Raw genomic sequence first — 14,369 nt, forward strand, 5'->3', positions numbered from 1 at the left:
TCCCTGTGCCGGTCCCCGGCACGGTCGATCGGGTGCGCTCACTGGTAGGCGACCAGCTGCGTGGGCTCCGGGGACCTTCCGTCCACCAGCACCACCGCGCCGGGAACCTCGACCACCTGCCCCGTGAACCTGTCGAAGTAGTCGCCGGCCTCGATCGGGAAACCGGGGTCGAGCACCTCGGTCTCAGCACCACCCCACGGTGTGAAACCCAGAGCCAGCCCGGAGGCGGCGCCGTCCTCCTCCAGAACCTCCACGCTCACCAGGCCGTCACCGAGAGGGAGAACGTCCTCTTCGCTCAGCAGCGACCCGCCCGAACGCTCGGAAAGCTCGACGGACTCCGCGGTCTCCAGGTCCATCCCGAGCAGGTCATAGCGACGACCCCCGGCACTTGCGTCCCACGCCAGGACGCTGCCGTCGAACACCCCCGCCACGTTCTGCGGCGTACTGGCGACGACATCCCCGTCGGAGGCGTTGAGGACGTGCGCCTCGGGAAGCTCGACACCCTGGAGGACGATCATGTCTCCGTCGAGGGAGACGGAGGCTGCGGGAAAGGGGCTCGAGGCCTCGTGGGTGAACTCCTCTCGCCAGAGCTCTCCGCCGTCCGCGAGGTCCAGGCCGACGACCGCGGTCGTCACCTCCATGGACTCCTCGAACCGCTCAGGACTGCACGTGACCAGGACCGCGAGCACCGACTCGTGAAGAAGCGCGTCGACCTGCTGGGCAGGAAGCCCTGGCGCGGCCTCGCACTCCAGCGGCTCCTCCTGCTCCCAGCGGAGCTCACCGCTTCCCACCTCGGCGACCGAGATCGGGCGGAACGACTCCGACTCGCGGGCGGGGCGGGACACCCGCTCATCACGGCTGACGCGCCACAGGCCCCAGGGGGCCGCCTCCTCCAGGACCTGGAACTCCCCTTCCTCCGCCCCGGTGGCGGCGTCGAGCACCAGGCTCTCCTCCGGCACCTCGGCGTCCTCGGCACCGTGCGCGACCAGGAAGGCCGAGCCGTCCACGGTGCGGGTGGTCGTGAACCTCTCCCCCTCCGCGGCGAGACGGCTCCAGACCTCCTCGCCGTTCTGTCCGTGCAGGACCACGATCCCGGTGTCCAGCACGACAGCAGCACCGGTCGGAACCGGCTCCACCCTCTCGATCGTGCGGCCCTCGGGGGCCTCCCACTCCCAGCCGATTCCGCTCACCGACGCGACGGCCGAGGGTTCTGAGACCTCCTCCGCGCCGCCCGCTTCACCGGGGAAGGAGCAGGAGCAGGTGAGCAGAGAAAAGGAGATCAGCACAGGGCCAGCGGCTGAGGCGAAAAAGGGCCTCCTGCCTGAGGAAACCGTATTCACACCACGGGACACCGATCATCCTTTCTCCGCGAAGAGCATTTTTGGCACAGCACGAGGGCACGAGACCGCTAGGAGAAAGCCTCCTCGACCTCGACCAGCAGAGCCGAGACATAACCGGGTGCCCCCACCGTCCACTGGCGGCTGTTCTGCACGACCTCGCCGTCGACCAACAGAGATTCGTCGATGTCCTCCACGGAGAAGGGAACGCCGTCCTCCTCGGCCAACCATCCGACCGCGCTCAGGAGCACATGATCGTGCATGTTTCCCCGCGGGGCCGAGTGCAGGACGAGCTCTCGAGGGGCCGCCTCGAAGTCCTCCAGGGGTTGGGCCGCGTACTCGCCCACCCCCGGCGCGCTCCGCCAGGGCTCGGGCACGAACGGCTCGACGCCATTGGTCTCGCTCCCGTGCACGAAGAGGAACTCACCGCTCAGTTCTTCGTCGAACATCCGGAAGACCGGGTCCTCCGGGCCTCCCGGGACCGTGTGCTCATGCACCACGTTCACCCGGGGCGCCTCGGCTCCCGTCCAGGTCTGCTCCCAGAACGGTTCCCCGGTACTGCCGTCGAGCATCGCGGCGTGCGCCGTGCCGTCCTCCCCGCAGGCATAGGCCACCAGCAGCTGGATCCCGGCAGCAGCGACATCGATGTCCTCCGCGTCCCCGCCGGAGCACGTACCGGTGAGGCTGTGCTCCCACGCGACCTCGCCGTCAGCGGTCCGCCTGGCCGTCAGTGTCCCCCCGGGGCCGGCCGTCACCCATACATCACCCAGCAATCGGCCCTCACCCGGGACCGCCTCGCCCCGGGCGGTGTAGGACTCCAGGACCCGGCCGCGCTCTGCGTCCAGCACAGTGACCTGCTCGCCGGACACGGGCCCCACGTCGGCCCCGTACCTCACCAGTACGGTCTCTCCGGTGCTCTCCACGGAAACGTCGCTCACAGGCTCGGGGATCTCGTGCCGCCAGGCCTCCGCCACCGGGTCCACCCCGAAGGAGACGACCTGGTCGTCGAACAGGGCGAGCACACCGGAGCCGGTGGCCAGCAACTCCGTGGCAGGGCCTCGCGGATCGTCCGCCAGGAACTCCTCCACCGCCCCCACCTCGGCCATGGTGAACGCGCCTCGCGCGTCGTCGGCCACCTCGGCATCCGCCACCGTCTCACCCTGAGCCGCACACCCCGCTCCGAGCAGAACCACAGCAAGCCCGGCAGCCGCATATCCCCACCGGTCCACCAGTCGCACCTGCGTCACGCCTTCACCTCAGGTCTCACTGACAACGCCCGCGAGCACGGCCGCTGAGGCAGATCTGGCTCCAAGGGCACAAGCGCCTCGACCGTCCTCTAACGCAGTCCGATGACACCGCTCCGTCCTTCGTCGTCGGTGTAGGAGACCGCGACGGCACCCGGTACGGACACGGCGTCGTGGACCTCCGTCATCTGCGCGTCCCGGTCGATCGTGATCTCGGAAGCACCCTGGAAGCCGGTGAAGTAGGCCAGCACCGGCGCATCCGCCCCTCCTGCGACCTCCTCCGCCAGGTACAGGACTCCGTCCTCCAGACCGAGGAACCCACCGCCGCTGACGGTGGGCTCGGGCACGGCCCCGGTCTCCTCCACGAGGCTCGTGAGAGCCTCACCGGAACGATCCTCGTGTCGGTAGTCCCTGGACTCGGCGTGCCAGACCCCCAGTGTGGAGCCGTCGGAACTCGACCACAGGACGTCGTTCCGCCCGAGATCCGTCACGTCACCGGTGGAGGGGTCGACCAGCTGGTGGACCTCTGCGTAGGGGTATTCGACGACGATCAAACCGCTGTCCTGAACCGTCAGGACCCTGCCGTGTGAGTCTGCCGGGAACAATCCGAGCTGGTCCTCGGACCGCCACAGCTCCTCACCGGTGGTGGGATCGAGCCCCACCAGACCTGAGACGAACTCCTGCCCCTCCGTCATGTCGACCGGGTCCTCACCTTCTGGCTGCTCGTAACAGGTGAAGGCGGCGACCACGACGTCGTCGAGGACCGCGAGGTCGTCGACGGAGCCGACGTCCGTGCACCGCGCCAGATCTGCCGTGGCCGACGACCACAGGATTTCGCCGTCCTCCCACTGGTGGGCGGTCACACCGGCCTCGTCCTGGACGGCCCAGATGTCGCCCGTGACACCGCTGAGGGACTCTCCGATCTGCGGGGCGAAGCCGACGCGTTCGACAGCCTCGACGCCGCTGGAGTCGAACTCGTGCACGATCTCGCCGGTGCCCGAGTCGAGAACGGTCAGTTCCGTCCCTCCCGTGCCCGCCCCGGTGTCACCCTCCGACCGGAGCACGACGTGGCGGCCGTCGTCGGAGACGTTTCCCGAAACCTCCCCCTCGGAGACCCGGTACTGCCAGAGCTCCTCACCGGTCTCACCGGACAGGACGACTACTCCGGCTGCTTGCAGAACCGCCACACCACCGGGCACCGGGAACACCGCCGACCGTGAGCCGTCCGGCGCGGTCCAGTCCCACGCGACCTCGCTCACGGCCGGCCGGTGATCCAGCTCTACGACGGATTCCGTGACTTCATGCCCTTGAGAAGAACACCCGACAAGGAAAACCGGGAGAAAGAAAATAGAGAATCGAATTCGCACGGAACTTCCAGGTCGATAAAGCCAAGCCATGTCTTGATCCACTCAGTTTTCAGGTCTCCACACAGAAACCGACTCCCATTTGTCACCAGTCCTGTCAAACGCACTCAGATAGTTGTGGACCGCATTCGCCATACTCCCCTCACCGTCCAGCCAGGGTCGCTCGTCCAAGCTGTCGAACACAGTCTGGAATGTGCCGTCTGTATTCTTCCCCTCCCACTGCGCATGGTCTAGAGGAACGTACCGGTTCCCTCCATCGTCCTCCTGAACCGCTCCCGCCTCCACTAGCTCGTCCATGAGATCGGGATCAGCGTTTGCCGCAGCGGAGATGGCAAACCCCATCAGCTTCTCATCATGAGCCCAGTCTTCAATAACGGGAACCCTGGTCCCCTCCGGATTCTCAGGAATCGACAGGGACTCCTTGGCGGCAAACTTTGCCATCTCCACAACGAAACCGGAAACATTTCCATCCCCAGCCAGGCCGCCAATGACATCCACTGCCGCACCCGTCACCTTGTTATGGTAAGCAGCAGCATCATTGTGGACGTCCGAACGAATTGCGCTTTCGTTCATGAGCGCATTATCGACGAGCCCCTGCAGGCTCCCGGCGAGCACCGTGGGCGTATGATCCCTCTCACCACTACTGTTGGCATAGTCTTCCATCCGCTCCGCCGTGTGCATGGAAACCTCTCCGTACACCCGCGCAGCCGCATCCGGATCGCCCATGATGAACTGAGTGAACGCCAATCGACTCTCCGCCGAGAGTTCAACGCGATCAAGCTCGTCATTCCAACCATGAGAGACATCCTTATTTCCCGGAAGCCCATCCGAATCCGAGAATTCATCCATATAGGAAATAAAGATATCCCCGAACCCGTCAGCTAGTTCTCCGTTCAGGTAACCAGCTGATACGTCCATCCAGAGAACTTCCTCCTCGGAGTCCCCCTCGCCGACGATTTCTTCGAGGTTATGTCCGGTCGCGAAGATGGCTTCCTGGAATGCGGGGTCCTCCATCGTCGCCATCAGGCTCGCGAGGGCGGTCCCCCGGATCTCGTCTGTGACCCCGCCGACGTCCACGCCCCTGCTCTGGCCGATCCAGTCGGTGATGCCGCTCACCGCGGCGCCGTCGTCCGGCCAGTTGTGGGTGTAGAAGGTCTCCAGGATCTTCTCCGGGGTGAGGTCCCCGTGGCTCTCGTGGTGCTGGAACTCGTTGCCCTCGAAGTCCTCGCCCGTCAGGACGATGTAGTTCGCCTCGTCGTTGCGGGAGGCGACCTCGATGACGTTCTGGAAGTGCTCGTCCCCGGGCTCGCCGGCGGCGAAGTAGGGGACGTCGAGCGTGGCGGCCACGGTCCCCATCAGCGTGGTGGAGAACTCCGTTCCGCCCTGCATCCCGGGTCCGGCGCTGTCGAGGAAGTTGCTCAGCGTCGTGAAGGGCTTCCCCCAGTCGCTGTAGGCGTCCATGAAGCCGGGGAGTTCCGAGTCGTGGTGGAGGGTGTTCACATCGGGGAAGTCCGGCACGTCCAGGACGTCGACGACGTCCTGGGGAAGCCGGTCCATGCCGCCGCCGATGTTCTCGTCGGAGAGCACGAGCATGGAGTTCGCCAGGTTGCGGCTGATGTCGCCGCGCAACGAGTCGCTGATGTGCTCGCTGGAGTTCACCTGGTCCATGAAGGCGAGGAAACCGGGGTCGTCGCTGTCGACGGCGCTGAGGTCCCCGAAAAGCGTCTCCAGGAACTCGATCTCGCCGTCCATGAGCTGGTCGCCGTTCTGCTGGGCGGTCTGCCCCCGCGCGACCACGTTCCCGATGAGGGCGAGGAACTCGGGATTCTCCTCCAGCTTCTCGATGCTTGCGCGGTCACCGCTCAGGACCGCGTCCCGGATGTGGCTCGCGATCTCCTCGGCATTGTCCTCGTCGACGTAGAAGTAGTTCAGGTCGTTGGTGGTGTAGAAGCCGACGAGCCCGTCTTCCCCGAGGTGCCCGCCCTCGGCCAGGGCACGGATGTTCTCGGGGGTCGGGCCGCCGCGCAGCCTTTCCTCGGTCTCGTCGCAGCGGGTCTCCAGGTCCCGCCACGCGCGCTCGGCCTCCAGGTTGTGGGAGTCGACGATCTGCTGAACGATGTTCAGGTTGTCCGGCTCAGCGTTGTTGCCCAGCGCGGTCGAGAGGTTTCCCTTGATCTCCTCGATCCTGTCCTCGTACCACTGGACGTCCGTGCTGATCTTGTCGAGCACGCCGTAGGCGTGGATGCACGCCATCATGGAGCTGCTCCAGGCGGAATGGTTCGCCTCGGCGGCATCGCTCAGGCCTTGGCCGATCTGGTCGGAGAACTCGCCCTTCACCGGCTGGGTGATGGTGTTGTACTCGCCGGATCGGCCGCTGATCGTGGCGTGCAACTCCTCGAAGGTGCTTCTGGCCGACGCGACGACGCCTCGGTCGATCTCGCATTCGGTGTAGCTGAGCGCGGACAAGGGGGACTCCAAGAGATGGGGGTACGGGAGGGATGTGGGGTACGGGGGGCCGAGGAACCCCGGGGACAGGGGGAGCGGAGGTCGGGGGCGCGGAGCTTCTAGTAGAACTGGGCTCCGTTGATCGGGATGTGGTACTCCTCGGCCGCTTCGAGGTCCGTCACGGCGGCTTCGTAGGCGCCGTCCTGGATGTTCTCGGCGAGGGTCCTCGCGTGCTCCTTGACGTCGACCATGTGCTGCGCGTGCTCCTCCCCGAAGGAGCCCCACCCCGTGATCCCCGGCGCGGGGCTCACCGCGCTCTTGGCCGCCTGGACCGCCTCGTCGAAGTCGGTCGGCAGATCCCTGAGCCGGGCCGCCGCGTCCGCCGAGGCAGAGCCGCCCGCATAGGCGTCGTCCGCGTTCACACCAGTGCCACCGGACACAGGCTCACCCACTTCCCTGTTCTGACTTGCGAAGAAGCTCCGGCACAACCGGAGGTATCAGCCGTATTCAGCCGATAATCGGAACCCAAGATATCCAGCCCCGAAGGCGGTTCGGGCGGTCGGTCCCCTGTTCGGAGGCGTGGTTGACGGTGTGGCCGGAAGTGGCCACGGGGATGGTGGGGGCCCGTGTCGCGTGCAAGCACGGAAGGGGAGGGCCGCCCTCACGGCCCTCCCCTCCGTCTCCTCTTCCCCTCCCACAGGTGTCCTCGGGCCGTGGTCAGCCGACTCCGCGCCGGGCCGAAACCCCGGCGGCGCGTCCGCCTACCCCCGGAGTGCCCTGCGGCCCCGCCCCCTCCACCTCGTCCACCGGAAGGGGAACCCGCGGGTCGACGAGCGCCCACACGGTGAGCGGGTGTCCGGGTTCGCCGGTCCACCCCCAGTCGGCGGCCAGCCGTTCCACCAGGCGCAGGCCGAAGCCGCCGCCCACCTCGGGGACGCTGTGCGGCGCGCCCGCGGGGGCGCCGTCGTCGGTCACGGCGACTCGGAACACGCCCCGGCTCTCCGACATCTCCATGCGCACCCGCCCGCACGGCCGCCCCGAGGCGCTGTGTCGCAGGGCGTTCGTGTGGAGTTCGGAGAGGACGGCCATCAGCGGGTAGGCGCGGTCGTGGCTGAGCCTGGTCCCGTTCCGGCACCAGGCGCGCGCGGAGGCCACCTGTTCCGGCAGCGGCCCCCAGCTGACCGTGCGGACGCCCGGAACGCGGGGCGCGATCCTCCGGGGGAGTTCCGCCCGCCACCGGTCCCCGCCGCGCCCGTGCCCGCTGTTCATCGCCGTCACTCCTTTTGACCTGGGCTTCGCCGTCCTTGGTCAGCTTGGCGAGGGGCCGTGTCCTCCGCCTCCTCCCGTGGCGTTTCCGCGAAAGTCCATTCGCGCGGATGGAGTTCTTGCGAAACTCCATCGGGTGAACGGAAATCACGGTAGTACCGTTTTGTCCCTTTCTTGTGTGCAAATATCAGGCATGACGAAGGCGATCACGGATGTCCGCGAGCGGTGGGGCGCGATCCTCAAGGAGCGTCGCGACGCCGCCAGACTGACCCAGGAGACGCTGGGCCGGGCCCTGGGCGTGAAGGGTTCGGCGGTGTCCAACCTGGAGTGCGGCCGGACCTCCCCGACCGAGGACGTCCTCGCGACGCTGGACGAGGCCCTGGGCACGGGTGACGAGCTGGCGAGGCTGTGGGACGACCTGTCCAGGGCGGGCAAGATCCCGTGGCTGGGCCAGATGGAGGACCTGGAGAAGAAGGCCGCCTCCATCCTGGAGTTCCACCCGTTCCTGGTGCCCTCGCTGCTCCAGACGACGCGCTACGCGACGGCGGTCATGCGCGCCGTCACGCCGTGGGAGCCGCCGGCCAGGACCGAGGCGAGCGTGCGTGACCGCATCGCCCGGGGCGAGCGCTTCCAGAGTGCGGAGACCCCCGTGATGATGGTGGTGATCGGCCGGGCGGTTCTGATGGAGCCCGTCGATGCCGGGCCGATCATGCGCGAGCAGCTCCAGCACATCCACGCTCTCGCCGGAAGCGAGCGGATAACCTTGCAGATCACGGACGAACCCCTGCATCCCGGGCTGGTCGGCCCGTTCACCGTGCTCGACCCCTCCCCCGACCGGGAGATCGTGTACGCGGAGTCGGCCCACAAGGGCCAGTTCGTGCACGACGCCGACGCCGTGGGAGAGTTCAAACTGAGGTTCCACCGCCTGCAGGCAGCGGCGTTGTCCCCGACGCGGTCGCTGCGGCTGGTCGAAGAGACGATTGAGGGATTCCCGCCATGAGTGACGTCCAGTGGCACAAGAGCAGCTACAGCGGAGGCTCGCACCAGAACTGCGTGGAGGTCGCCGAGGGCCCGGCCGCCACCCTGGTCCGCGACACCCAGAACCGCGACCTCGGGCACCTCAGCTTCGGCAGCCCCGTCTGGTCCGGGTTCCTCGCGACCGTCAAGGGCGACCGCTAGCCGACCCCGCACGACGACGGCCTCCGCTCCCTCCGGGGAACGGGGGCCGTTGTGCGTTCAACACCCCAAGAGACCCATTCGCCACTTTCGCGAGAAATGCTCTGTCGCCCGCCCCCACCTGGGATAACATTCCCCCCGCCAACTTCCCCCGCCTTTCTTCCCTGAAAAGCCCCCACCCCCACCCCACCCCCCTCTAATCTGACCTCGAACACACAACTCAACCCACAAATGGCCCCGCGACGGATAGAACCGCCCGGGGCCGTGGCCAGCAACTTCAACACTTTTACAGACAAGGATTGCCAGCATGCGCCAGTTTAGCGCTGCCCTTCTGAGCCGTGCCCTCGGCCCGCTCACGGCCCTCCTCACACCCCCGCGCGGACGCCACTCCGCTGCCGCCGCGCGCCGTCGCCGCCGCTCCACCCGCGTCCGCCGCTACGCGCCCGTCCCCGCTCCCGCCCCCGCGACGGTCGGGGCCGTCTCGCCTCCGCAGGCCGTCCCGGTCGCCGGGTCCTCGGATCCGCTCCTCCCCGCGCCCCGCCTGACGCCTCCGCCCGAGCGGCTCCCCGCCGACGAGCTCGCCCCCGTCCGGCCCTACTTCGATGCCCACGAGCGCGCACTCGACCGTGTCCGGGAGGAGGCCGCCGCGCGCCTGCGCCGCTGGACCGCCAGGGCCGCTCCTCCGCCCGGGGACCTGCTCGCCACGGCCCCCTTCGCCCCGGTCCCGGCCCCGGTCGCGGTCCCCGCGCCGCGCGCGCCCCTGGCCGCCTGCGAGGACCCCGACGACTGGCGCGCCTTCGCCCGCCTGACCCGCGTCTGGCTCGACCAGCAGGCCCGCAAGGACGTGGCGGCATGAGGCCCCTCGTCCACTGGGAGCACCGCATGTACTCCGGCGACTTCCGCGAACTCCCCCTGGTCCGGGCGCACCTCGCCCACGACCTCGCCGGGTTCGACCCGGACCTGGTCGGGACCCTCCAGCTGTGCCTGTCGGAGCTGTTCGCGAACACCCTCAAGTACACCGACTCCGGCACCGTGCACGGGGAGGTCCTGCGCGCCCTGTCCATGCCCGACCGCGCCACGCTGCGCCTCTCCGTCAGCGACTCCGGCGGCGGTGGCGGCGTCCCGCGCATCCCGGTCGGGCGCAGCGACGACGAGTGGGGCCTGGCCGAGGGGCAGCGGGGCCTGCTGCTCGTGGAGAACCTGTCGCGGAGGTGGGGACACCACCCGCTCGGGCCGTGGGGCGACCTGGGCACCGGTGTGTGGGCCGAGTTCGACGCGGACCCGGACGCCGTCCCGTCCGGCCTGCGCCCCTACGTCTTCACCCGCGACTGACGTGCTCCGGGCCGGGCGGGAGCGCGCCCCCGCCCGGCCCGGTCGCGGGCAGTGGCCCCGCGACCGCCCGACCGAAAGGGTGCGCAGCCCCCGTCCCTCCTCCCCGCCCCCTCCGCCGTGATCTTGTACCTATAGCGAGGTTCGGCGTCGAGATCGGCTATAAGTACAAGATCATCGGGGGCAAGGGGCTCACGCTCCCCACACGCAACGGTTCCGGTCAGCCCCTCAGAAGGGGCTCTCGGCCCCGGTCAGCTCCAGGCTCGCCTTCCACAGGTCCTGGACGGCCTGCTCGTCGTACGCCTGGCCGTTGGCGCGCATCTCCTCGGTGCCGTTGAAGAAGAGTCCCGTGGTCCCGGACAGCTCCGGGTCGGTGACGAGCCGGCGGGTGGCGGCCACCCCCTGCTCCAGGGTGTCGACGCTGTGGTCGGTCATGTCCCGGACGATCTTGGTCGGCATGAAGGTCGCGGGGTGCAGGCTGTTGACCGTGACCTCGTCGGCGGGCAGCCGCGCGGCCAGCGCGAAGCCGGACATGATCTGGGCGAGCTTGCTCTGGCGGTACGCCCGGGTCCCGGTGTAGTCGCGCTCCAGCATCAGGTCGTCGAAGTCGAGCGGGGTCTGGCCGAGGGAGGCGACGTTGACGACACGGGCCGGGGCGGAGGCGCGCAGCAGCGGCAGGAGTTCGAGCGTGAGCAGGAAACCGGAGAGGTAGTTGACGGCGAAGCGCAGCTCGTGTCCGTCGGAGCTGGTGCGGCGGTCGCGCCCGTCCGGCTCCCCGGACCCGATACCGGCGTTGCTCACCAGGACGTCGAGGCGGCTCTCCGTCGCGCGGATCTCGGCGGCCATGCGGCGGACCTGGCCGAGGTCGGCCATGTCCGCGACCACCGTGCGCGGCCTGGCCGCGCCGCCCGACCCGATCCGGTCCGCGATCCGGTCGAGTCTCTCCCGGCTGCGCCCGTGGAGGACGAGGTCGACGCCGTCGGCCGCCAGGTCTTCGGCCAGGCCGAGGCCGAGGCCGTCGGTGGCGCCGGTGATGAGGACGGTGCTGGAACGGGTCACTGCGGATCTCCTGATTCGCTGGCGGTACCGGCGGGGGCGGGGCGTCTGCGCGGGGACGGCGGTGCGTTCGTCGGCGGGGCCGTCTCCCGGACCGCCGTGTGCCCACAAGGCGACACCATAAGGCATCGAACCCAATATCGAGAGCTGTCGCCCCCGCGCTGGGAGTCCGCACCTCTCCGCCCGGTCCGTGCCTCCCTGTACCTTCAACCGCAAGGGAGGAGGCCCTTCCCGAAACAGAAAGTCCCTGTTCCACCGAGGTGGCACAGGGACCGTGATCACTTCCCGTAATGGTACCGACAGGCGGCGATTCGAATCTCGTCACCGCTGATCTTGTACACAAGACGGTGCTCGTCGGTGATGCGGCGCGACCAGTAGCCCTGGAAGCCGTGCCTCAGGGGCTCCGGCTTGCCCATACCGTCGTTCCCGTTGCGTTCGACGTCCTTGAGCAGGACATTGATGCGTTTCAGGATCTTGCGGTCCTGTCCCTGCCACCAGACGTAGTCCTCCCACGCACTCTGCGCCCAGACCAGCCTCACTCGGCCAGCTCCCTCTCGATACCCCTGTCGGACTCCAACTCCTCGATCGCATCGACCAGGCGCCGCGCGTTCTCCGGGCTGCGAAGCAGGTAAGCGGTCTCCCTGAGGGTTTCGTACTCCGACAGCGCCATCATCACCACGGGCTCGTGCCCCGCTCGGGTGATGACCACCTCTTCACGGTCGTCCACGACGGAGTCGAGCGTTGCCGCGTAGTTGGCACGGGACTCCGAATAGCTCATCGTTCTCATCGTTCGAACCTCCCGGCGGTGCAACGTACTCGAAAGCTCATTGTACAGAATCACGTACGCAATGGCGAGGGACGGAGAACCTCTCCCGGAGCTCGGCACATGCGTGGGGACGGGACGCGTGTGCGTCCCGCCCCCCATGTGCGATCGGATATGCGTCCGGCCGCCTACGTCGCCAGCGGGGACTCCACCGGCAGGGACGTGTCCGTGGCCAGGTCGAGCGCCGACGGCGGCAGCCCGGCGGCCACCACCTCCGCGCCCAGGGCGGCGATCATCGCGCCGTTGTCCGTGCACAGGCGGGGGCGCGGGACGCGCAGCTCGATCCCGGCGTCCCGGCAGCGCTGCTCCGCGAGCGCGCGCAGGGCGGAGTTGGCCGCCACGCCGCCGCTGATGACCAGGGTGCTCACCCCGTGCTCGACGCAGGCGTCCACGGCCTTGCGGGTCAGCACGTCCACCACCGACTCCTGGAAGGCCGCGGCGATGTCCGCGACCACCAGGGGCAGGCCCTGGCGGTCGGCGTCCTCGACGTGGCGGGCCACGGCGGTCTTGAGGCCGGAGAACGAGAAGTCGTAGGTGCCGTCGCCCCACTTGCCGCGCGGGAACCGCATGGCCTTGGCGTTGCCCCTCTGGGCGGCCTTGTCGATGGGCGGGCCGCCGGGGTAGGGCAGTTCGAGGAGCCGCGCGACCTTGTCGTAGGCCTCGCCCGCGGCGTCGTCCACGGTGTCCCCGAGGGACACCACGTCGGTGGCCAGGTCGTTGACCAGCAGCAGCGAGGTGTGGCCGCCGGAGACGAGCAGGGCGATGGCGGGCTTGGGCAGCGGCCCGTGCTCCAGCTGGTCCACGGCCACGTGGCCCACCAGGTGGTTGACGCCGTAGAGCGGCTTGCCGAGCGCCATCGAGTAGGCCTTGGCGGCGGACACGCCCACGAGCAGGGCTCCGGCCAGGCCGGGGCCCGCGGTGACCGCGATCGCGTCCACGTCGGACAGCTTGGCCCCGGCGCTGTCCAGCGCCCGGCGGACGGTCGGGGTCATCGCCTCCAGGTGCGCGCGGCTGGCCACCTCGGGCACGACCCCGCCGAAGCGGACGTGCTGGTCCACGCTGGAGGCGACCGAGTCGCCGAGCAGTTCGCAGCCGCGGACGAGGGCCACGCCCGTCTCGTCGCAGGACGACTCGATCCCCAGGATCAGCGGCAGGTCACTCATGGGTCCCCTTCTCCGCGACGCGTCGCATGACGAACGCGTCGGCCCCGTTGTAATAGCCCCGGCGGACACCGATCTGCACGAAGCCGAACCTCTTGTACAGGTCCTGGGCGCGCGGGTTGTCCGAGCGGACCTCCAGGAACATGTGGGTGACGCCGCGGGCGGCGGCCCGGTCGAGGAGTTCGGTGAGCAGCGCGCTCCCGATCCCCCGGCCCCAGACCTGCTCGGACACGGCCATGGTCTGCACGTCGCCCTCGGGCGGGACGGACCTCAGCCCCGCGTAGCCCACCACGGTGTCGCCGCTCTCGGCGACCACGTAGTGGCGGGTGGGCTCGGCCAGCTCGTCGCGGAGCATGTCCTCGCTCCAGGCGTCGAGCGGGAACAGGGCGCGCTCCAGCGTGATGACCGCCGGGACGTCGTCGGCGGTCATGGCGCGCAGGCGCACGGCGGACGGGCCCGCGGCTTTCGGGGCCCGGCCGGCGCCGTCGTTCACTTCACCCACTGGCGCACCTTCTTCGGGGCTCCGGGCACGACCGCGTCCGGACGGCGCAGGTAGAGGGGGTTGGGCGCGGGGAGCTCGACGCCCCGGGACAGGCGCAGCAGGGCCAGTTCGGCCATGGCGGCGGCGTCCGGGTGGAGCGGCGCGGGGTCGGCCGTGCCCGCGCCGAGGACCTCCGCGTACATCCGGGCCCCGTCGCCGACCAGAGGGAGGCCGCCGGTGTCCAGTTCGGCGGGCCTGGCGACCCCGACCTCTCCCACGCGGGTGAGGCGGTCGTCGTAGCGCGCCCAGAACACCTCCTTGCGGCGGGCGTCGGTCATCGCGAGGAACGGCTCGGTGCGCCCGGTCGCGAACGCGAGCGCGTCCAGCGTGGTGACGCCGTGGCAGGGGACGCCGAGGGCGTCGGCCAGGGCGTGCGCGGTGGCCAGCCCGACCCGCAGCCCCGTGTAGGGGCCGGGGCCGATGCCGACCGCGATGGCGTCGAGGTCGGCCAGGGTGACCCCGGCCTCCTCGGTCAGCCGCTGGACGGTGGGGCTGAGGAGTTCACCGTGGCGGCGGGCGTCCACGGAGGAGGCGCCGGCACGCAGGGTGAACGCCCCGTCGGGGGCGCTCTCCCCGATCGCGGCGGTGACCGCCGGGGTGGCGGTGTCGAAGGCCAGGAGCAGCACGG

At 69.2% G+C, this 14,369-nt stretch carries 16 protein-coding genes; 4 read left to right on the forward strand and 12 right to left on the reverse strand.

The features are described from left to right. Window positions 1–38 precede the first annotated feature (38 nt). From ACFQBR_RS19275 to ACFQBR_RS19300, 6 genes are all read right to left on the reverse strand, one after another. A complete protein-coding gene (locus ACFQBR_RS19275) occupies window positions 39–1,286 on the reverse strand; it encodes a PQQ-binding-like beta-propeller repeat protein (protein WP_344180078.1) in 1,248 nt (415 codons plus the stop codon). Window positions 1,287–1,408: 122 nt separating this feature from the next. Next, complete coding sequence (locus ACFQBR_RS19280) at window positions 1,409–2,488, reverse strand: outer membrane protein assembly factor BamB family protein (protein ID WP_344180076.1); 1,080 nt, start codon at window positions 2,486–2,488, stop codon at window positions 1,409–1,411. 185 nt (window positions 2,489–2,673) lie between these two features. Next, window positions 2,674–3,840, reverse strand: coding sequence for an outer membrane protein assembly factor BamB family protein (locus ACFQBR_RS19285; RefSeq protein ID WP_344180074.1), 1,167 nt, complete (start codon window positions 3,838–3,840; stop codon window positions 2,674–2,676). Between the two features lie 150 nt (window positions 3,841–3,990). Continuing rightward, window positions 3,991–6,411 (reverse strand): TPR repeat domain-containing protein, encoded by a 2,421-nt coding sequence (locus ACFQBR_RS19290; protein WP_344180072.1) that lies wholly within the window; start codon window positions 6,409–6,411, stop codon window positions 3,991–3,993. A 98-nt stretch (window positions 6,412–6,509) separates the two neighbouring features. Continuing rightward, on the reverse strand, window positions 6,510–6,812 hold the full coding sequence (locus tag ACFQBR_RS19295) for a hypothetical protein (protein WP_352984205.1): 303 nt from the start codon (window positions 6,810–6,812) through the stop codon (window positions 6,510–6,512). A 295-nt stretch (window positions 6,813–7,107) separates the two neighbouring features. Continuing rightward, window positions 7,108–7,659 (reverse strand): ATP-binding protein, encoded by a 552-nt coding sequence (locus ACFQBR_RS19300; RefSeq protein WP_344180068.1) that lies wholly within the window; start codon window positions 7,657–7,659, stop codon window positions 7,108–7,110. Window positions 7,660–7,849: 190 nt separating this feature from the next. On the opposite strand from ACFQBR_RS19300, the gene ACFQBR_RS19305 reads away from it, so the two are divergent. The 4 genes from ACFQBR_RS19305 to ACFQBR_RS19320 all read left to right on the forward strand — a co-directional run bounded on the left by ACFQBR_RS19305 (window position 7,850) and on the right by ACFQBR_RS19320 (window position 10,164). After that, window positions 7,850–8,656 carry a helix-turn-helix domain-containing protein gene (locus tag ACFQBR_RS19305; protein WP_344180066.1) on the forward strand — a complete coding sequence of 269 codons (807 nt, stop codon included), beginning with the start codon at window positions 7,850–7,852 and terminating at the stop codon, window positions 8,654–8,656. Then, window positions 8,653–8,835, forward strand: coding sequence for a DUF397 domain-containing protein (locus tag ACFQBR_RS19310; protein ID WP_267948070.1), 183 nt, complete (start codon window positions 8,653–8,655; stop codon window positions 8,833–8,835). Before ACFQBR_RS19305 ends, ACFQBR_RS19310 begins: the two co-directional genes overlap by 4 nt. Window positions 8,836–9,139: 304 nt before the next feature. Beyond that, window positions 9,140–9,688, forward strand: a complete 549-nt coding sequence (locus tag ACFQBR_RS19315) for a hypothetical protein (protein WP_344180063.1) — start codon at window positions 9,140–9,142, stop codon at window positions 9,686–9,688. Further along, a complete protein-coding gene (locus ACFQBR_RS19320) occupies window positions 9,685–10,164 on the forward strand; it encodes an ATP-binding protein (RefSeq protein ID WP_344180061.1) in 480 nt (159 codons plus the stop codon). Before ACFQBR_RS19315 ends, ACFQBR_RS19320 begins: the two co-directional genes overlap by 4 nt. A 225-nt stretch (window positions 10,165–10,389) precedes the next feature. Here ACFQBR_RS19320 and ACFQBR_RS19325 read toward each other — a convergent pair whose 3' ends face one another. The 6 genes from ACFQBR_RS19325 to tsaB all read right to left on the reverse strand — a co-directional run bounded on the left by ACFQBR_RS19325 (window position 10,390) and on the right by tsaB (window position 14,367). Next, a complete protein-coding gene (locus ACFQBR_RS19325; protein ID WP_344180058.1) occupies window positions 10,390–11,220 on the reverse strand; it encodes an SDR family NAD(P)-dependent oxidoreductase in 831 nt (276 codons plus the stop codon). 275 nt (window positions 11,221–11,495) lie between these two features. Then, window positions 11,496–11,756, reverse strand: coding sequence for a Txe/YoeB family addiction module toxin (locus tag ACFQBR_RS19330; protein ID WP_330156675.1), 261 nt, complete (start codon window positions 11,754–11,756; stop codon window positions 11,496–11,498). Next, on the reverse strand, window positions 11,753–12,004 hold the full coding sequence (locus ACFQBR_RS19335; protein ID WP_344180055.1) for a type II toxin-antitoxin system prevent-host-death family antitoxin: 252 nt from the start codon (window positions 12,002–12,004) through the stop codon (window positions 11,753–11,755). The genes ACFQBR_RS19330 and ACFQBR_RS19335 overlap by 4 nt, the downstream gene beginning before the upstream one ends. A 164-nt stretch (window positions 12,005–12,168) precedes the next feature. Then, window positions 12,169–13,203: a tRNA (adenosine(37)-N6)-threonylcarbamoyltransferase complex transferase subunit TsaD gene (tsaD, locus tag ACFQBR_RS19340; RefSeq protein ID WP_344180053.1), complete on the reverse strand. Its 1,035-nt coding sequence runs from the start codon at window positions 13,201–13,203 to the stop codon at window positions 12,169–12,171. After that, entirely contained in the window at window positions 13,196–13,630 is a 435-nt protein-coding gene (gene rimI, locus ACFQBR_RS19345; protein WP_267950241.1) for a ribosomal protein S18-alanine N-acetyltransferase, read from the reverse strand. Before rimI ends, tsaD begins: the two co-directional genes overlap by 8 nt. A 59-nt stretch (window positions 13,631–13,689) precedes the next feature. Next, window positions 13,690–14,367, reverse strand: a complete 678-nt coding sequence (gene tsaB / locus ACFQBR_RS19350) for a tRNA (adenosine(37)-N6)-threonylcarbamoyltransferase complex dimerization subunit type 1 TsaB (protein ID WP_267948065.1) — start codon at window positions 14,365–14,367, stop codon at window positions 13,690–13,692. Window positions 14,368–14,369: the final 2 nt, after the last annotated feature.

This window comes from Nocardiopsis tropica (genome assembly GCF_042660575.1).
GTDB lineage: Bacteria > Actinomycetota > Actinomycetes > Streptosporangiales > Streptosporangiaceae > Nocardiopsis > Nocardiopsis tropica.